Here is a 14,805-nt window from a genome sequence, read left to right as displayed (position 1 = left end):
GCCAGTTACGGGAGCAGCACCACCGAGCCGACGGTCTTGCGGCCCTCCAGATCGCGGTGCGCACGTTCGGCCTCGGCCAGCGGATAGCGTTCCCCGACCGTGATGGTCAAGGTGCCGTCGGCCACCGCGGACAGGAACTCCCCGGCCCGCCACCCGAACTCGTCGGGGGTCCGGGTGAAGTGCACCAGCGACGGACGGGTCAGATAGACCGACCCGGCGGCGTTGAGCCGCTGCGGATCGAACGGCGGCACCGGCCCGCTGGCCGCCCCGAACAGCGCCAGCGTGCCGCGCACCGCCAGGCTGGCCAGGCTGGCGTCGAAGGTGGATCGGCCCACCCCGTCGTAGACCACCGGAACGCCCTCGCCGCCGGTGAGGTCGCGGATCCTCGCGCCGAACTCCTCGGGGTCGGTCGGATAGTCGAGCACCTCGGCCGCCCCGGCCTTGCGGGACAGCTCGGCCTTCTGCGGGGTGGACACGGTGGTGATGACCCGGGCGCCGAGGTGGGTCGCCCACTGGGTGAGGATCAGCCCGACCCCGCCGGCGCCGGCGTGCACCAGGATCGTGTCGCCACGCTGCACCTCGTACACCGACTTGATCAGGTAGTGCGCGGTCATCCCCTTGAGCAGGGCCGACGCGACGGTGTCGGGCGCCACCCCGTCCGGCACATAGGCCACGTAGTCGGCCGGTGCCACGGTGTACTCGGCATACGCGCCGTTCGCCTTGTCGGTCAGCACCCGGTCGCCGACCCGGAGCGCGGCCACGCCGTCGCCCACCGCCTCGACGGTGCCGCACACCTCGGTGCCGACGATGAACGGCACCTCGCGCGGGTACAGGCCGGACCGGAAGTAGGTGTCGATGAAGTTCACCCCGATGGCCTCGGCCTTGATCAGCACCTGCCCGGGACCCGGGGTGGGTTCGGGCACGTCGACGTAGGTGAGCACTTCGGGTCCGCCGGTTTCCCGCACTTCGATGGCCTTCATGGCACCTATCATCCCAGTGTGAAGCTCGCCCGCCCGGATGTGTTCCATCCGCGGATCGTTCTGGCCGGTAGTCCGGACCGCCCGCAGGGCGACGCCGATGACGCCGATCTCATCGCGGCGTTGCGCCGCCGCGGTCTGCACGCCCGCTGGGTGTCGTGGGACGATCCCGCGACGGTGGAGGCGGATCTGGTGATCCTGCGTGCCGCCGACGACCTCGCTGAGCGGTTCGATGAGTTCGCGGCGTGGACCCGCCGGGTCCGCCGGCTGCTCAATCCGCCGGCGGCGGTGCTGTGGAACGCCGACGAGCGGTATCGCGACGATCTGGCGCGCTGCGGGATCGCGGTCTCACCCGTTGTCGGAGAGCCCGTCCCCAAAGAGCCCGTCACGGCGCTGGTTTTCCTGGGCGGTGAGCAGTCCCATGCGTTCACCGACACCCCGGTGGATGCGGACTGGGAGGTGTGGGAGTTCGGTCACCGGACACTGACGGCGGCGGCACACCACCTCGGCCTGGCCCCGGAGGAGCTGCTGTACGCACGGGTGGAGGTGGCCGGCGATCACCGCGACCCGCGGTTGGTCAGGCTGGATCTGGTGGCGCCGTCACTGGGTTGGCGGCGCCTGGACCCCGACGCCCGGGCCGCTCGACAACGCCAGTTCGTCCTGGCCGTCGAGGCCGCCCTGGAGCGGTTCGGCCTCGGTCCGCTCTCGCATCGACGCCCATAGCGCGGCCGTCGCCGCGGTGCAGATGGCCGCGCCGGCCACATGGGCCGCGACCAGCGCTGCCGGCACCCCGAGCCGTACCTGCACCACCCCGATCAGCGCCTGGCCGACGATCGCGATCAACAGCACCCCGAGCCGGAGCATGACCGGCCGGGCGGCGCGCACCGCGAGCAGCCCGAACCCGAGGCCCACCACCAGCGCGAGGTACGCGACCAGCAGCGACGAATGCAGGTGCAGCAGCGTGGTGATCTCCACCTCGAGGCGCGGCACCGGCTGATCCGGGCTCTTGTCACCGGCATGCGGTCCCGCGCCGGTGACCAGGGTTCCCGTCACCAGCACCGCGGCCAGCGTGACACCGCTGAGCACCGTCAGGTGGCGCAACGGCTTCGGCACCCGCGGCGTCGTCACCCCGGTGTCGGGCTGACCGACCTTGACGTAGAGCAGCACCGCCAGCCACACCATCGTCATCGACGCCAGCAGGTGGATCGCCACGGTCCACCACAGCAGACCGGTGAGCACCGTGATCCCGCCGATGATCGCCTGGACCACGGTCGAGGCGGGCATGATCCAGGCGTAGACCAGCACCTCGCGGCGGCGCCGGGCGCGGGTGACGGCCAGCACGGCCAGCGCCGCGGTGATCACCACCAGAAACGTCAGCAGCCGGTTGCCGAACTCGACGGCCTGATGCAGTCCCGCCACCTCGGCGTGCGGCACCGGGGTGAAACTGCCCGGGAAACACTGGGGCCAGGTGGGGCAGCCCAGGCCGGACGCGGTGACACGGACGATCGCTCCGGTGACCGAGATGCCGCCCTGGGTGAGGATGACGGCCATCGCGATGGCACGTTGCACCCGCAGGCTGGGCATCGGCAACAGGTCGACCAGCCGCAGGAAAAGGCGTCGGACGGGCACGAGTCGATCGTAGAGCAAGCTCAACTACGGCTCGTAGTAGGGCGGGTCCCCCCGACGGCGTGACAGCACCCGACACTCGGGGTCATACCGCTCCCGTCAGGTGAAGCGGAACCAGCGCAGCGCACAGACCGCGCCGAGCACGCCCCACACGGCGAGGACGGCCACCGCGAACCAGTTCACCGACAGCGTCATCGCCTGCGACAGCGCATCGGTCAGCGCCCCCGACGGGGTCAGCCGCGCCACCAGCGCCGCGGCCGCCGGCACCACATCGCCCTCCGGTTCGACGGTCAGCGCGCCGAACGCGGCGAACACGAACCACAGCAGGTTGGCGACCGCCAGCACGATCTCGGCGCGCAGGGTGCCGCCCAGCAGCAGCCCGAGGGCGGCGAAGACCGCGGTGCCCAGCGCGATGATCACCGCGCCGAGCAGCAGCCCGGCCGGTTGCGGCCGCCAGCCCAGCGCGGCGCCGATCGCGCCCAGCACCACCGACTGCACGAACACCACGGTCACCACCGCCAGCGATTTGCCCACGATGATGCCCCACACCGGTAATGCGGTGGCGCCCAGGCGTTTCAGCGCGCCGTAGCGCCGGTCGAACGCCACCGCGATGGCCTGACCGGTGAACGCGGTGGAGATCACCGCCAGCGCCATGATCGCCGGCACGAACCGGCTCGCCCGGTCGTCGCCGAAGTCGCCCAGCGGCAGCAGGATCAACCCGACCAGCAGGGTGATCGGGATGAACAGGGTCAGCAGCAGCTGTTCGCCGTTGCGCAGCAGCAGTTTGAGTTCGAGGCCGTACTGCGCCGCCAGCATCCGCGGCACCGGCGCCGGGCGGGGATCCGGGGTGAAGGTGCCCGCGGGAAAACGGTTCGTCACGGTCGCAGCTCCCGTCCGGTCAGCTCCAGGAACACGTCTTCGAGGCTGCGCTGCTCGACCCGCATGCCGGTGGCCAGCACGTCGTGCTGGGCGCACCAGGCGGTGACGGTGGCCAGCACCTGCGGGTCGATGTGCCCCTCGACCAGGTACTCGCCGGCCGACGTCTCGGTCGCCTTGTAGCCCTCCGGCAGCGCGGCCACCAGCAGGGACAGATCGAGTTTCGGCGGTGCGGTGAAGCGCAGCTGGTTCTCCGCGCCGGAGCGCATCAGCTCGGCGGGGGTGCCGGCGGCCACCGCGACGCCGTGGTCGATGATCACGATCCGGTCGGCCAGCTCCTCGGCCTCCGACAGCTGATGGGTGGTCAACAGCACCGTGACCCCGTCCCGGCGCAGCGCGTCGATCAGCTCCCACACCACGATGCGGGCGTGCGCGTCCATCCCGGCGGTGGGCTCGTCGAGGAACACCAGCTCCGGCCGGCCGACGATCGCGCAGGCCAGCGCCAGCCGCTGCTGCTGGCCGCCGGACAGCCGGCGGTAGGTGGTGCGGGCCGCCTCGGTCAGCCCCAGGGTGTCCAGCAGCCACTGCGGGTCGAGCGGATCGGCGGCGTAGGCGGCGACCAGGTTGAGCATCTCGCCGGCGCGGGCGGCCGGATAGGCGCCGCCGCCCTGCAGCATCACCCCGATGCGTTCGCGCACCGCGGCGTTCTCTGCCACCGGGTCCAGTCCGAGGATCTCGATGGTGCCGGAGTCGGGCCGCAGGAAGCCCTCGCACATCTCCACCGTGGTGGTCTTGCCGGCGCCGTTGGGGCCCAGCAACGCCAGTACCTCGGCGCGGTGGACGTCCAGGTCCAGGCCCGACACCGCGGTCGTCGACCCGAACCGCTTGCTGACCCCGCGGAGCCGGACGGGGGTGGCATCAGAACCAGAGGTCACGGAGACTCAGCGTAAGCGTCGGCTTCGGGGACCGGTGGCCGCGGTGCCTGCTTCCCGCCGTCCGGGCCGCCGTCCGGGCCGTCGTCCGGGGGTGCCGGGTCGGCGGAGTCCTCGGCCAGGTGGGTCAGTTCGGGCAGATTCCGCCACGGCAGCCGGCGGTAGGTCAGCGCGATGAGCAGCAGCACGATCACGGCGCTGGCCAACGTCGCCATCACGATCTGGAACATCGCGAACCGGTCGCCGTTGGCGGTGGGGCCGAAGATGCCGACGATCAGGGTGGCCGCGATCGCGGTGCCGCGGAAACCGGGCCGGGTGGCCCAGGCGGCCAGCGGGATGATCGCCCACAGCAGGTACCAGGGCTGGACGACCGGGAACAGCAGCACGGTCACGCCCAGCGCCACGCCCAGCCCGCCGACCGGGTGCAGTTTGCCGCGCAGCACCGTCCACAGCAGCCAGCTGACCAGGATCGCGATCGCGGTGACGCCGATGGCGCGGGTCAGCCCGAGCACCGCGGTGGTGTGGTCGCCCAGGCCGAGCAGGATGCCGACCTGCCCGGTGCCCAGCGCGAGCAGGGTGGGCGGGGACATCCAGCTGCGCACCACGTTGGCGGTGCCCAGGGTGTTGATCCAGCCGAAGCCCAGCCCGCTGGCCAGCCCGATCACCGCCATCACGGTCAGCGACACCACCGCGAGCGATCCGCCCGCCAGGACAAAAGCCTTGAGGGTGCCGCCCCACCGGCATGCCAGGCCCATCGCGACGAAACCCAGCGCCAGCAGCGACGGCAGTTTGACCTGCGAGGACATCGTGATCAGCACGGTGCCCAGCAGCAGCATCACCACCGGCGACCAGCGCTGCAGCTCGGCGCGGGTGTGCGGCCAGGCCAGCGGGCGGGGGATCAGCCGGTCGGCGGCCTCCACCCCGCGCAGCGCGAACTCGGTGCCGGCCAGCATCAGGCCGAGCATCAGCGCCTCGTTGTGGATGCCGGCGACGAGGTGCATGAACAGCAGCGGATTGCAGGCGCCCAGCCACAACGCGCTGACCTCGGCCACTCCGCAGCGCCGCGCCAGCCGCGGGATGGCCCACACGATCAGCCCGACGCCGACCAGCACCACCAGCCGGTGGCACAGCACCGCCGCGACGATGTTCCCGCCGGTCAGCCAGGAGATGCCCTCGCCGATCCACAGGAACAGCGGACCGTAGGGCGCCGGCGTCTCGCGCCACAGGCTGGGCACCGACAGCGTGAAGACGTGGTCGAGCCCCAGCCCGGTGGCCGGGCCGACCTCGTAGGGATCCAGGCCGAGCCGGGAGATCTCGCTCTGCGCCAGGTAGGAGTAGACGTCCTTGCTGTACATCGGCGGGGCGATCAGCAGCGGCAGCGTCCACAGCAGCAGGGTGTGGTCCAGCTGGCTGCGCGACATCCGGCGCCGTCCCAGCGCGAACCGGCCCAGCATCAGCCAGGCCAGCGCCATCATCACCGCGCCGGTGGTGGTCATGGTCAGCGACACGGTCTGGATCCGGGACGGCAGGTTGAGCAGCCGCACCCCGAACGTCGGATCCTGCACGACCGGCCGGGCGCCGGCGCCCAGCGCGCCGATCGCCATCAGCACGGTGCCGGTGGCGCCGAACAACCTGGTGCGGCGCATGGCCAGCAGTTCCGCCTCGTTGAGGGGGGTGCCGACGGTGCGCTCGTCGCCGTGCCACCGGGCGACCGATGTGCTCAGCGACGGCAGGAGCCTGGCCAGACGCGCCATTCGAGCAGCGTAACCGTCGGCGTGATGTGACCCGCGCGGTCCGCATCGCCCGGGGCGACCGGCCCGAGCGCCGACTTAGGGTGCCCTGGGTGGAAGCGGTTTCTGAATTCCGTCACAATGGTGTTGTGAAATTCGGTTCGGAGTCCGTCTCGACCGGTGCCGCGGTGTCGGCGCCGGCCGATGGTGTGGCTCCGGTCGCCGACGGACACACTCGCCGGGCCATCTTCCGGCTGCTGCTGCAGGGTCCGGTCACCGCGGGCCGGATCGGGGAGCGGCTGGGCATCTCGGCGGCCGGTGTGCGCCGGCACCTCGACGCCCTCATCGAAGCGGGCGATGCCGAGGCCGTCGCCGCCGCGCCCTGGGAGCACACCGGGCGTGGCCGGCCGGCCAAACGGTACCGGTTGACACCGGCGGGGCGGGCCAAGCTCGGCCACACCTACGACGATCTCGCCGTCGACGCGTTGCGTCATCTGCGGGAGATCGGCGGGGACGATGCGGTGCGGACGTTCGCCCGCCGCCGCATCGACGCCATCCTGGCGGGGGTCCTGGGAGTATCCGAGGGGGCCGGTGACGTTGAATCGACTGCCGAACGGGTGGCCCGCGCGTTGACCAGGGCGGGTTACGCGGCGACCACGTCGCGGGTACCGGGGCCGGTCGACGGTGTGCAGATCTGCCAGCATCACTGCCCGGTGTCGCATGTCGCCGAGGAGTTCCCGGAGTTGTGCGACGCCGAACGCGAGGCCTTCGCGGAGATCCTCGACACCCACGTGCAGCGGCTGGCCACGATCGTCAACGGCGACAACGCCTGCACGACCCACGTGCCCCTGCCCAACCGGATGCCGTCCCACCGGAAACAGCCCAGAAAGCCCAACCGAGTGCAGCCCAGAACAGCCACCACGAGCCCACAAGGAGCGTCTTCATGACCGCCACCCCGGACACCAAGTCCGACGTCACCGCGACGTCTGACCGCAAGCTGGGCGCGCCGCTCAGCCAGGAGGAGACCATCGATGCGCTGAGCCGGTACGGCTACGGCTGGGTGGACCCCGACGAGGCCGGCGCCGCCGCACAGCGGGGGCTGTCGGAGGACGTGGTGCGCGACATCTCGGCCAAGAAGAACGAGCCGGACTGGATGCTCGACATCCGGTTGCGTGCGCTGCGCACCTTCGAGAAGAAGCCGATGCCCACGTGGGGGTCGAACCTCGACGACATCGACTTCGACAACATCAAGTACTTCGTGCGGTCCAGCGAGAAGCAGGCCACCACCTGGGACGACCTGCCCGAGGACATCCGCAACACCTACGACAAGCTGGGCATCCCGGAGGCCGAGAAGCAGCGGCTGGTGGCCGGTGTCGCGGCGCAGTACGAGTCGGAGGTGGTGTACCACTCCATCCGCGAGGACCTGGAGGCCCAGGGCGTCATCTTCCTGGACACCGACACCGCGCTGAAGGAACATCCGGAGATCTTCAAGCAGTACTTCGGCACCGTGATCCCGGCCGGGGACAACAAGTTCTCCGCGCTCAACACCGCGGTGTGGTCGGGCGGTTCGTTCATCTATGTGCCGCCGGGCGTGCACGTCGACATCCCGCTGCAGGCCTACTTCCGGATCAACACCGAGAACATGGGCCAGTTCGAGCGGACGCTGATCATCGTCGACGAGGGCGCCTACGTGCACTACGTCGAGGGCTGCACCGCGCCGATCTACAAGAGCGACTCGCTGCACTCGGCGGTGGTGGAGATCATCGTCAAACCCGGTGGGCGGTGCCGTTACACGACCATCCAGAACTGGTCGAACAACGTCTACAACCTGGTCACCAAGCGGGCCCGGGCCGAGGCCGGCGCCACCATGGAGTGGGTCGACGGCAACATCGGCTCCAAGGTCACGATGAAGTACCCGGCGGTGTGGATGACCGGTGAGCACGCCAAGGGCGAGGTGCTGTCGGTGGCGTTCGCCGGCCCCGGCCAGCATCAGGACACCGGCGCCAAGATGCTGCACCTGGCGCCGAACACCTCGAGCAACATCGTGTCCAAGTCGGTGGCGCGCGGCGGTGGCCGGGCGTCCTACCGCGGCCTGGTCCAGATCAACAAGGGCGCGCACGGTTCCCGCTCGAACGTCGAGTGCGACGCCCTGCTGGTCGACACGGTCAGCCGCTCCGACACCTACCCGTATGTGGACATCCGGGAGGACAACGTCACGATGGGGCATGAGGCGACCGTGTCGCAGGTCAGCGAGGAGCAGCTGTTCTACCTGATGAGCCGTGGCCTCACCGAGGAGGAGGCGATGGCCATGGTGGTGCGCGGCTTCGTCGAGCCGATCGCCAAGGAACTGCCGATGGAGTACGCGCTCGAGCTCAACCGGCTCATCGAGCTGCAGATGGAAGGCGCGGTGGGTTAGTGGGCGCGCAGAATCTGACCGCAGCGGCAGAAGGGACACCCGCCGGCTCCGCGCTCAACAAGGGAGAGATCTTCACCTCGTTCGACGTCGACGCGTTCGAGGTGCCCGGTGGGCGCGACGAGATCTGGCGGTTCACCCCGCTGCGCCGGCTGCGGGGCCTGCACGACGGGTCGGCACCCGCGACCGGCGCCGCGACGATCGAGGTGACCGAACGGCCCGGCGTGACGGTGGAGACCACCCGCCGCGGCGACGAGCGGCTCGGCCAGGGCGGTGTCCCCGCCGATCGGGTTGCCGCCCAGGCGTTCTCGTCGTTCAACTCGGCGACGGTCGTCACCGTCGGCCGGAACACCCATGTCGAGGACCCGATCGAGATCACGATCACCGGGCCGGGCGAAGGGGCCACCGCCTACGGGCATCTGCAGGTGCGCGTCGAGCAGCTGGCAGACGCCGTGGTGGTGATCGACCAGCGTGGCAGCGGGGTCTACGCCGACAACATCGAGTTCGTCGTCGGTGACGGCGCGACGCTGAAGGTGGTGTCGATCGCCGACTGGGCCGGCGACGCGGTCAACGTCAGCATGCATCACGCCGCGCTGGGCAAGGACGCGGTGCTGCGCCATGCCGCGGTGCTGCTCGGCGGCGAGGTCGTCCGGATGACCGGCCGGGTGCGGTTCAACGCGCCGGGCGGTGACGCCGAACTGTACGGGCTGTACTTCGCCGACGACGGGCAGCATCTGGAGTCGCGGCTGTTGATCGACCATGCGGTGCCGCACTGTCGCTCCAACGTCATCTACAAGGGTGCGCTGCAGAGCGATCCGGACTCCAAGCGGCCCGACGCGCATGCGGTGTGGGTCGGCGACGTGCTGATCCGGGCCGCGGCGACCGGCACCGACACCTATGAGATCAACCGCAACCTGCTGTTGACCGACGGCGCCCGCGCCGACTCGGTGCCCAACCTGGAGATCGAGACCGGCGAGATCGTCGGAGCCGGGCACGCCAGTGCCACCGGGCGGTTCGACGACGAGCAGGTGTTCTATCTGCAGGCCCGCGGCATCCCGGAGGATCAGGCGCGCAAGCTGATCGTGCGGGGCTTCTTCAACGAGGTCATCCAGAAAATCACCGTGCCCGAGGTGCGTGACCGCCTGACCGATGCCATCGAGCATGAGCTCGCCATCACCGAAGGAAAGCTTTCGTAAATGACCACACTGGAAATCAAGGATCTACACGTCAGCGTCACCGCCGCCGACACCGGTGAGGAGATTCCGATCCTCAAGGGTGTCAACCTCACGGTGAAGTCGGGGGAGACCCATGCGTTGATGGGCCCCAACGGGTCCGGCAAGTCGACGCTGTCGTACGCGGTCGCCGGACATCCCAAGTACACGGTGACCTCCGGGTCGATCACGCTCGACGGTCAGGACGTGCTGGAGATGTCCGTCGACGAGCGGGCCCGGGCCGGCCTGTTCCTGGCGATGCAGTACCCGATCGAGGTGCCCGGTGTGTCGATGTCGAACTTCCTTCGCACCGCCGCGACCGCGGTGCGCGGTGAGGCGCCGAAGCTGCGGCACTGGGTCAAAGAGGTCAGGCAGGCGATGGAGTCGCTGGGCATCGACCCGTCGTTCGGTGAGCGCAGCGTCAACGAGGGTTTCTCCGGCGGTGAGAAGAAGCGCCACGAGATCCTGCAGCTGCAGCTGCTGAAACCGAAGATCGCGATCCTGGACGAGACCGACTCCGGTCTGGACGTCGACGCGTTGAGGATCGTCAGCGAGGGCGTGAACAACTACGCCAAGGAGGCCGATGCCGGCATTTTGCTGATCACCCACTACACCCGGCTGCTGCGGTACATCCAGCCGCAGTTCGTGCACGTGTTCGTGGGCGGGCGCATCGTGGAGTCCGGCGGCCCGGAGCTGGCCGACGAGCTCGACGCCAACGGGTACGAACGGTTCACCCAGGCCGCCGCTGCCGGAGCCTGATCATGACCGTCGCACCGAACCGACTGGATCTCGGCGCCATCCGCGCCGACTTCCCGATTCTCCAGCGGGTGATGCGGGGCGGAAGTCAGCTGGCCTATCTGGACTCCGGGGCCACCGCGCAGCGTCCGGTGCAGGTGCTCGACGCCGAACGGGAGTTCCTGACCACCTCCTACGGTGCGGTGCACCGGGGGGCGCACCAGCTGATGGAGGAGGCCACCGACGCCTACGAGGAGGGGCGGGCCGACATCGCCGCGTTCGTCGGGGCCGATCCGGACGAGCTGGTGTTCACCAAGAACGCGACCGAGGCGCTCAACCTGGTGGCGTACGTGCTCGGCGACGACCGGTTCGACCGGGCCGTCGGTCCGGGGGACGTCATCGTCACCACCGAGCTGGAGCACCACGCCAACCTGATCCCGTGGCAGGAGCTGGCCCGGCGCACCGGTGCCGAGCTGCGCTGGTACTCGGTCACCGATGACGGCCGGATCGACCTGGACTCGCTCGAACTCGACGAGCGGGTGAAAGTCGTTGCGTTCACCCATCATTCCAATGTGACCGGGGCGATCGCGCCGGTGGAGGAGCTGGTGTCGCGGGCCCGCGCGGTGGGTGCGCTGACGGTGCTGGACGCCTGCCAGTCGGTGCCGCACCAGCCGGTGGACCTCCACGCGCTGGGGGTGGACTACGCCGCGTGGTCGGGTCACAAGATGTTGGGACCCAACGGGATCGGCGCGCTGTACGGGAGGCGTGAGCTGCTCGAGGCGATGCCGCCGTTCCTGACCGGCGGGTCGATGATCGAGACCGTCTCGATGGAGGGCGCCACCTATGCGCCGGCGCCGCAACGGTTCGAGGCCGGCACCCCGATGACCTCGCAGGTGGTGGGGCTGGCCGCGGCCGCGCGGTATCTGAGCGCGATCGGGATGGATGCGGTTCAGGCGCATGAGGCCGAGCTGGTGGCCGCGGCGCTGGAGGGGCTGTCCGGGATCGAGCAGGTGCGCATCATCGGCCCGACGTCGATGGAGCTGCGCGGTTCGCCGGTGTCGTTCGTGGTCGACGGGGTGCACGCCCACGATGTGGGGCAGGTGCTCGACGACGACGGCGTCGCGGTGCGGGTCGGGCACCATTGCGCGTGGCCGCTGCACCAGCGGTTCGGAATAGCCGCGACCGCCCGGGCGTCGTTCGCGGTGTACAACACGCTCGACGAGGTCGACCGTCTGGTGGCCGGTGTGCGCCGGGCGGTGGAGTTCTTCGGGGACCGGTGACAGGGGATCGGTGACAGTGCGACTCGAGCAGATGTACCAGGACGTGATCTTGGAGCACTACAAGCACCCGCTGAACCGCGGGTTGCGCGAGCCGTTCGACGCCGAGTCGTATCAGGTCAACCCGACCTGCGGTGACGAGGTGCGGCTCCGGGTCACGTTGGGCGATGGTGACGTCGTGCGCGATGTGTCCTATGAGGGGCAGGGCTGCTCGATCTCGCAGGCCGCCACCTCGGTCTTGACCGACCTGGTGATCGGGCAGAAGGTGGAGGATGCGCTGCGGACCGTCGCTGCGTTCACCGAGATGGTCACCTCGCGCGGCAAGGTGGACGGGGATGAGGACGTGATCGGGGACGGTATCGCGTTCGCCGGCGTCGCGAAGTACCCGGCGCGGGTGAAATGCGCGCTGCTGGGGTGGATGGCGTTCAAGGATGCGGTGGCGCAGGCGGCCCGCACGCAAGACCTGGAGGAAGCACGATGAGTGACACGGCTGTGAACAACGAGGAGTTCCTCGCCGACCTGGAAGAGGCGATGCGCGACGTCGTCGACCCCGAGCTGGGCATCAACGTGGTGGACCTGGGGCTGGTGTACGGGTTGCAGGTCGAGCAGGGGGAGCAGGGCACCATCGCCAAGGTGGACATGACCCTGACCTCGCCGGCCTGCCCGCTCACCGATGTGATCGAGGATCAGTCCCGCAACGCGCTGGTCGGTGCCGGGCTCGTGGACGAGCTGCGGATCAACTGGGTGTGGAATCCGCCGTGGGGCCCGGACAAGATCACCGAGGACGGGCGTGAGCAGTTGCGCGCGCTCGGTTTCACGGTCTAAAGACCGGCGCGAGCGCACGCCCCGGATCCGGCCTGCATGTGAAATGCATGTGGAGCGGGAGGCGCGCATCTTCGAGAACGCAGAGGCGTTCGACCGCGCAGCGGGCCAACGGTTTCCCGTACCAGGGGAGTTAAGCTTCAAGCGGATAACTCGGGGGGGTCGCGACGAAGGGTTTGAGGTCGACCTGATGTGAAGGGGCCTCGACCGGGTGTGACAGACTGAGCCGATGCCGCTCGTACCTGCCAGCGACGACGACTTCGCCACCATTCGTGACCAACTGTGTGCCGAGTTCGGCCAGTGGCTAGAGGGTCGCCATGGGACGACCGACACGGGGGCGGTGGTCTCCGATGCTGACATCTTTCTCGACTGGCGTTTCCACTACTCGACCGGTGTGCTCGACGCCTATGACGAGGCCGACATCGGCGAGTTCCTGCTCGGCTGGTGTCCGCGCAAGTTGTCGGCGCCGCCCGAGGCTGCCGACGGTATCTGCCGGGCCCTCAGCGCGTTCGTCGAATTCCTGGCCGACACCGGCCGGTTGCGGGGCGGTTTCGACCGTGCAGCGCGGTTGATGACCTACACCGAAGGCTTGATCCCAGCGATGCGCACGAGAATGGCCGACCCCGCCAATTTCGGGATGGCCAAGTCGTTGTTTTTCGACCTCGACCAAGGCGAGGCGCTGACCGAGGACGAGCTGAAAGACGCCGTCCAGGCACGTATGGACGAGTTCAACACGCTGCCGTTCGAGCAGCGCAAGGCGGCCACCGACCGGTTTTTCGATCCGCAGCCCGAACTGCTCGAATTGCCGTTCACTTACCTTCCGCCCTCGCCGACGGAGGTGCAAGCCGCCGCGCTGGCGGCGGCGCTGCCGCGCAAGGTCGAGGCGCTGCGGGACTATCTCGGCGCTGGTAAGCCCCTCACCCAGAAGGGCAATCTCAAGTTGGCCGACGGTCGGGCGCTGGTCGAACTCCTCGACACCGGTGATCGCTTCGACCCTCAGCACGGCGGAACCACCTTCAAAACCACGTCGACCGAGCACCTGCCGGGGCTGAATTTCTTCATCGACGTGGCGAAGCGTGTGCGGGCCGTGCGGGTCTATCAGCGCCGCCTCGTTCCGGTGCAGGCGTGGGGGCGCCGGTCCACCGTCGATCAGGCGGTGGCACTGGCCCGGCTCGTCGTCGAAGGCGGGCCGCTCACGTTGCGGGGGAGTCGATACCGAACAATCTTCGACCTGTTGGACGAACTGCTCGACGCCGGGATCGTGCATTGGCTGGCCCCGCTGTTGGCGCACGACACCGAGGTTGAGTTCGACCGGATCGTCGATGTGGCGCGCGTGGTGGTCGACGAGCAGTTCGGCGAGGACGATCGCTGGCGGGATACCTTCGAGGCGATCACCGAAAAAGACGTCAGCCGCATCTTCACCACCTTGGAGGCGGCGGGGGTGATCGAGTGGGTCGACACGGTAGCCGTGGCGACGCGGTGGGACGACAGCTATCCGGCCGGCGGGGTGGTGCGGCTGACTGCGCTGGGCCGTCACGTCATTGCTGATCTGGTTCCCGACGCGGGCTACGTGCTGACCACCGTCGGCGATCTCGCCGACGCGGATGGTGCGGCGCTGATCGACGCGCTCGGCTCCGTGTCTGACGATCAACATCCGGCCGTCCTGGCGGCGTGGCAACCGGGGCGCTCCGCAACCGAGCGGGCCGAGATGATCGTCACGGCGATCGCCGACGCCGATACCGCCGTCGCCCGGCTGGTCGGATTCGTCGCGCTGGAACGGTTCGAGCCGGAGACCGTCGCGCCCCTGGTCCGCCAGCTGCTCGACAGCCCGGCCGCCGGACACGCCGCGTTGTGGTTGGTGAGCCACGGCCTGGCCGACGACGAGGCCGTCGGCGACTTCGTGACCATCGGCGTCGTGGTGGATGTGCTCGCCGCCGCGTTGGACGACCCCGACGAGCTGTGCCGGCTGTTCACCGGATCACTGAGTGCCGAGGAGTTGTCCTCGATGCTCGACGACATGTGGCGGCATCCCGCGGCCGAGACCGGTGCGGTGCTCGACGCGCTCGGGGAGCACTTGCCCGACGCCAAGCTGGCCAAGGCTGCACGCAAGGCCGCGATGCGGCACCGCAGTTGGATGGCGAACCGGGGATAGCACGTCCGGCGGTAATGTAGCAATTGAAGCGGGTGCAGTTGATCGCTGCACTTG

13 protein-coding genes and 1 pseudogene are annotated in these 14,805 nt (G+C 69.4%); 9 read left to right on the top strand and 5 right to left on the bottom strand.

What is annotated here, in order from left to right; genetic code table 11:
• Nucleotides 1-5 precede the first annotated feature (5 nt).
• Nucleotides 6-980: a quinone oxidoreductase family protein gene (locus CKW28_RS12475; protein ID WP_003923574.1), complete on the bottom strand. Its 975-nt coding sequence runs from the start codon at nt 978-980 to the stop codon at nt 6-8.
• Between the two features lie 18 nt (nt 981-998).
• Between CKW28_RS12475 and CKW28_RS24545 the strand changes: the two are divergent.
• Nucleotides 999-1,241: pseudogene (locus tag CKW28_RS24545) on the top strand (DcsG N-terminal domain-containing protein); the annotation flags it as partial.
• Nucleotides 1,242-1,577: 336 nt separating this feature from the next.
• Here the strand turns inward: CKW28_RS24545 and CKW28_RS12470 are convergent.
• The 4 genes from CKW28_RS12470 to mptB form a co-directional block, all read right to left on the bottom strand.
• The gene (locus tag CKW28_RS12470) at nt 1,578-2,606 is read right to left on the bottom strand and encodes a COX15/CtaA family protein (protein WP_003923572.1); all 1,029 of its coding nucleotides are present in this window, start codon (nt 2,604-2,606) and stop codon (nt 1,578-1,580) included.
• A 96-nt stretch (nt 2,607-2,702) separates the two neighbouring features.
• Nucleotides 2,703-3,482 carry an ABC transporter permease gene (locus CKW28_RS12465; RefSeq protein WP_003923570.1) on the bottom strand — a complete coding sequence of 260 codons (780 nt, stop codon included), beginning with the start codon at nt 3,480-3,482 and terminating at the stop codon, nt 2,703-2,705.
• Entirely contained in the window at nt 3,479-4,414 is a 936-nt protein-coding gene (locus CKW28_RS12460; RefSeq protein ID WP_003923569.1) for an ABC transporter ATP-binding protein, read from the bottom strand. The genes CKW28_RS12465 and CKW28_RS12460 overlap by 4 nt, the downstream gene beginning before the upstream one ends.
• Nucleotides 4,411-6,165 carry a polyprenol phosphomannose-dependent alpha 1,6 mannosyltransferase MptB gene (gene mptB / locus CKW28_RS12455; protein WP_003923568.1) on the bottom strand — a complete coding sequence of 585 codons (1,755 nt, stop codon included), beginning with the start codon at nt 6,163-6,165 and terminating at the stop codon, nt 4,411-4,413. The genes CKW28_RS12460 and mptB overlap by 4 nt, the downstream gene beginning before the upstream one ends.
• Before the next feature lie 125 nt (nt 6,166-6,290).
• Between mptB and CKW28_RS12450 the strand changes: the two genes are divergently transcribed.
• The 8 genes from CKW28_RS12450 (at nt 6,291) to CKW28_RS12415 (ending at nt 14,751) form a co-directional block, all read left to right on the top strand.
• The gene (locus CKW28_RS12450) at nt 6,291-7,088 is read left to right on the top strand and encodes a helix-turn-helix transcriptional regulator (RefSeq protein ID WP_003923567.1); all 798 of its coding nucleotides are present in this window, start codon (nt 6,291-6,293) and stop codon (nt 7,086-7,088) included.
• Nucleotides 7,085-8,557 carry a Fe-S cluster assembly protein SufB gene (gene sufB / locus CKW28_RS12445; RefSeq protein WP_003923566.1) on the top strand — a complete coding sequence of 491 codons (1,473 nt, stop codon included), beginning with the start codon at nt 7,085-7,087 and terminating at the stop codon, nt 8,555-8,557. The genes CKW28_RS12450 and sufB overlap by 4 nt, the downstream gene beginning before the upstream one ends.
• Nucleotides 8,557-9,750 (top strand): Fe-S cluster assembly protein SufD, encoded by a 1,194-nt coding sequence (sufD, locus tag CKW28_RS12440; protein WP_003923565.1) that lies wholly within the window; start codon nt 8,557-8,559, stop codon nt 9,748-9,750. Before sufB ends, sufD begins: the two co-directional genes overlap by 1 nt.
• Complete coding sequence (gene sufC / locus CKW28_RS12435) at nt 9,751-10,524, top strand: Fe-S cluster assembly ATPase SufC (RefSeq protein ID WP_003923564.1); 774 nt, start codon at nt 9,751-9,753, stop codon at nt 10,522-10,524.
• A 2-nt stretch (nt 10,525-10,526) separates the two neighbouring features.
• Nucleotides 10,527-11,780, top strand: a complete 1,254-nt coding sequence (locus tag CKW28_RS12430; protein ID WP_003923563.1) for a cysteine desulfurase — start codon at nt 10,527-10,529, stop codon at nt 11,778-11,780.
• A gap of 16 nt (nt 11,781-11,796) precedes the next feature.
• Nucleotides 11,797-12,258, top strand: coding sequence for a Fe-S cluster assembly sulfur transfer protein SufU (sufU, locus tag CKW28_RS12425; protein WP_003923562.1), 462 nt, complete (start codon nt 11,797-11,799; stop codon nt 12,256-12,258).
• Nucleotides 12,255-12,602: a metal-sulfur cluster assembly factor gene (locus tag CKW28_RS12420; RefSeq protein ID WP_040545883.1), complete on the top strand. Its 348-nt coding sequence runs from the start codon at nt 12,255-12,257 to the stop codon at nt 12,600-12,602. Before sufU ends, CKW28_RS12420 begins: the two co-directional genes overlap by 4 nt.
• A gap of 226 nt (nt 12,603-12,828) precedes the next feature.
• Nucleotides 12,829-14,751: a hypothetical protein gene (locus tag CKW28_RS12415; RefSeq protein WP_003923559.1), complete on the top strand. Its 1,923-nt coding sequence runs from the start codon at nt 12,829-12,831 to the stop codon at nt 14,749-14,751.
• Nucleotides 14,752-14,805: the final 54 nt, after the last annotated feature.

The organism is Mycolicibacterium thermoresistibile (assembly GCF_900187065.1).
Taxonomy (GTDB): Bacteria; Actinomycetota; Actinomycetes; order Mycobacteriales; family Mycobacteriaceae; genus Mycobacterium; species Mycobacterium thermoresistibile.
Note: the sequence above shows the minus strand (reverse complement) of the source record. Positions and strands in the feature narration are given on the sequence as shown.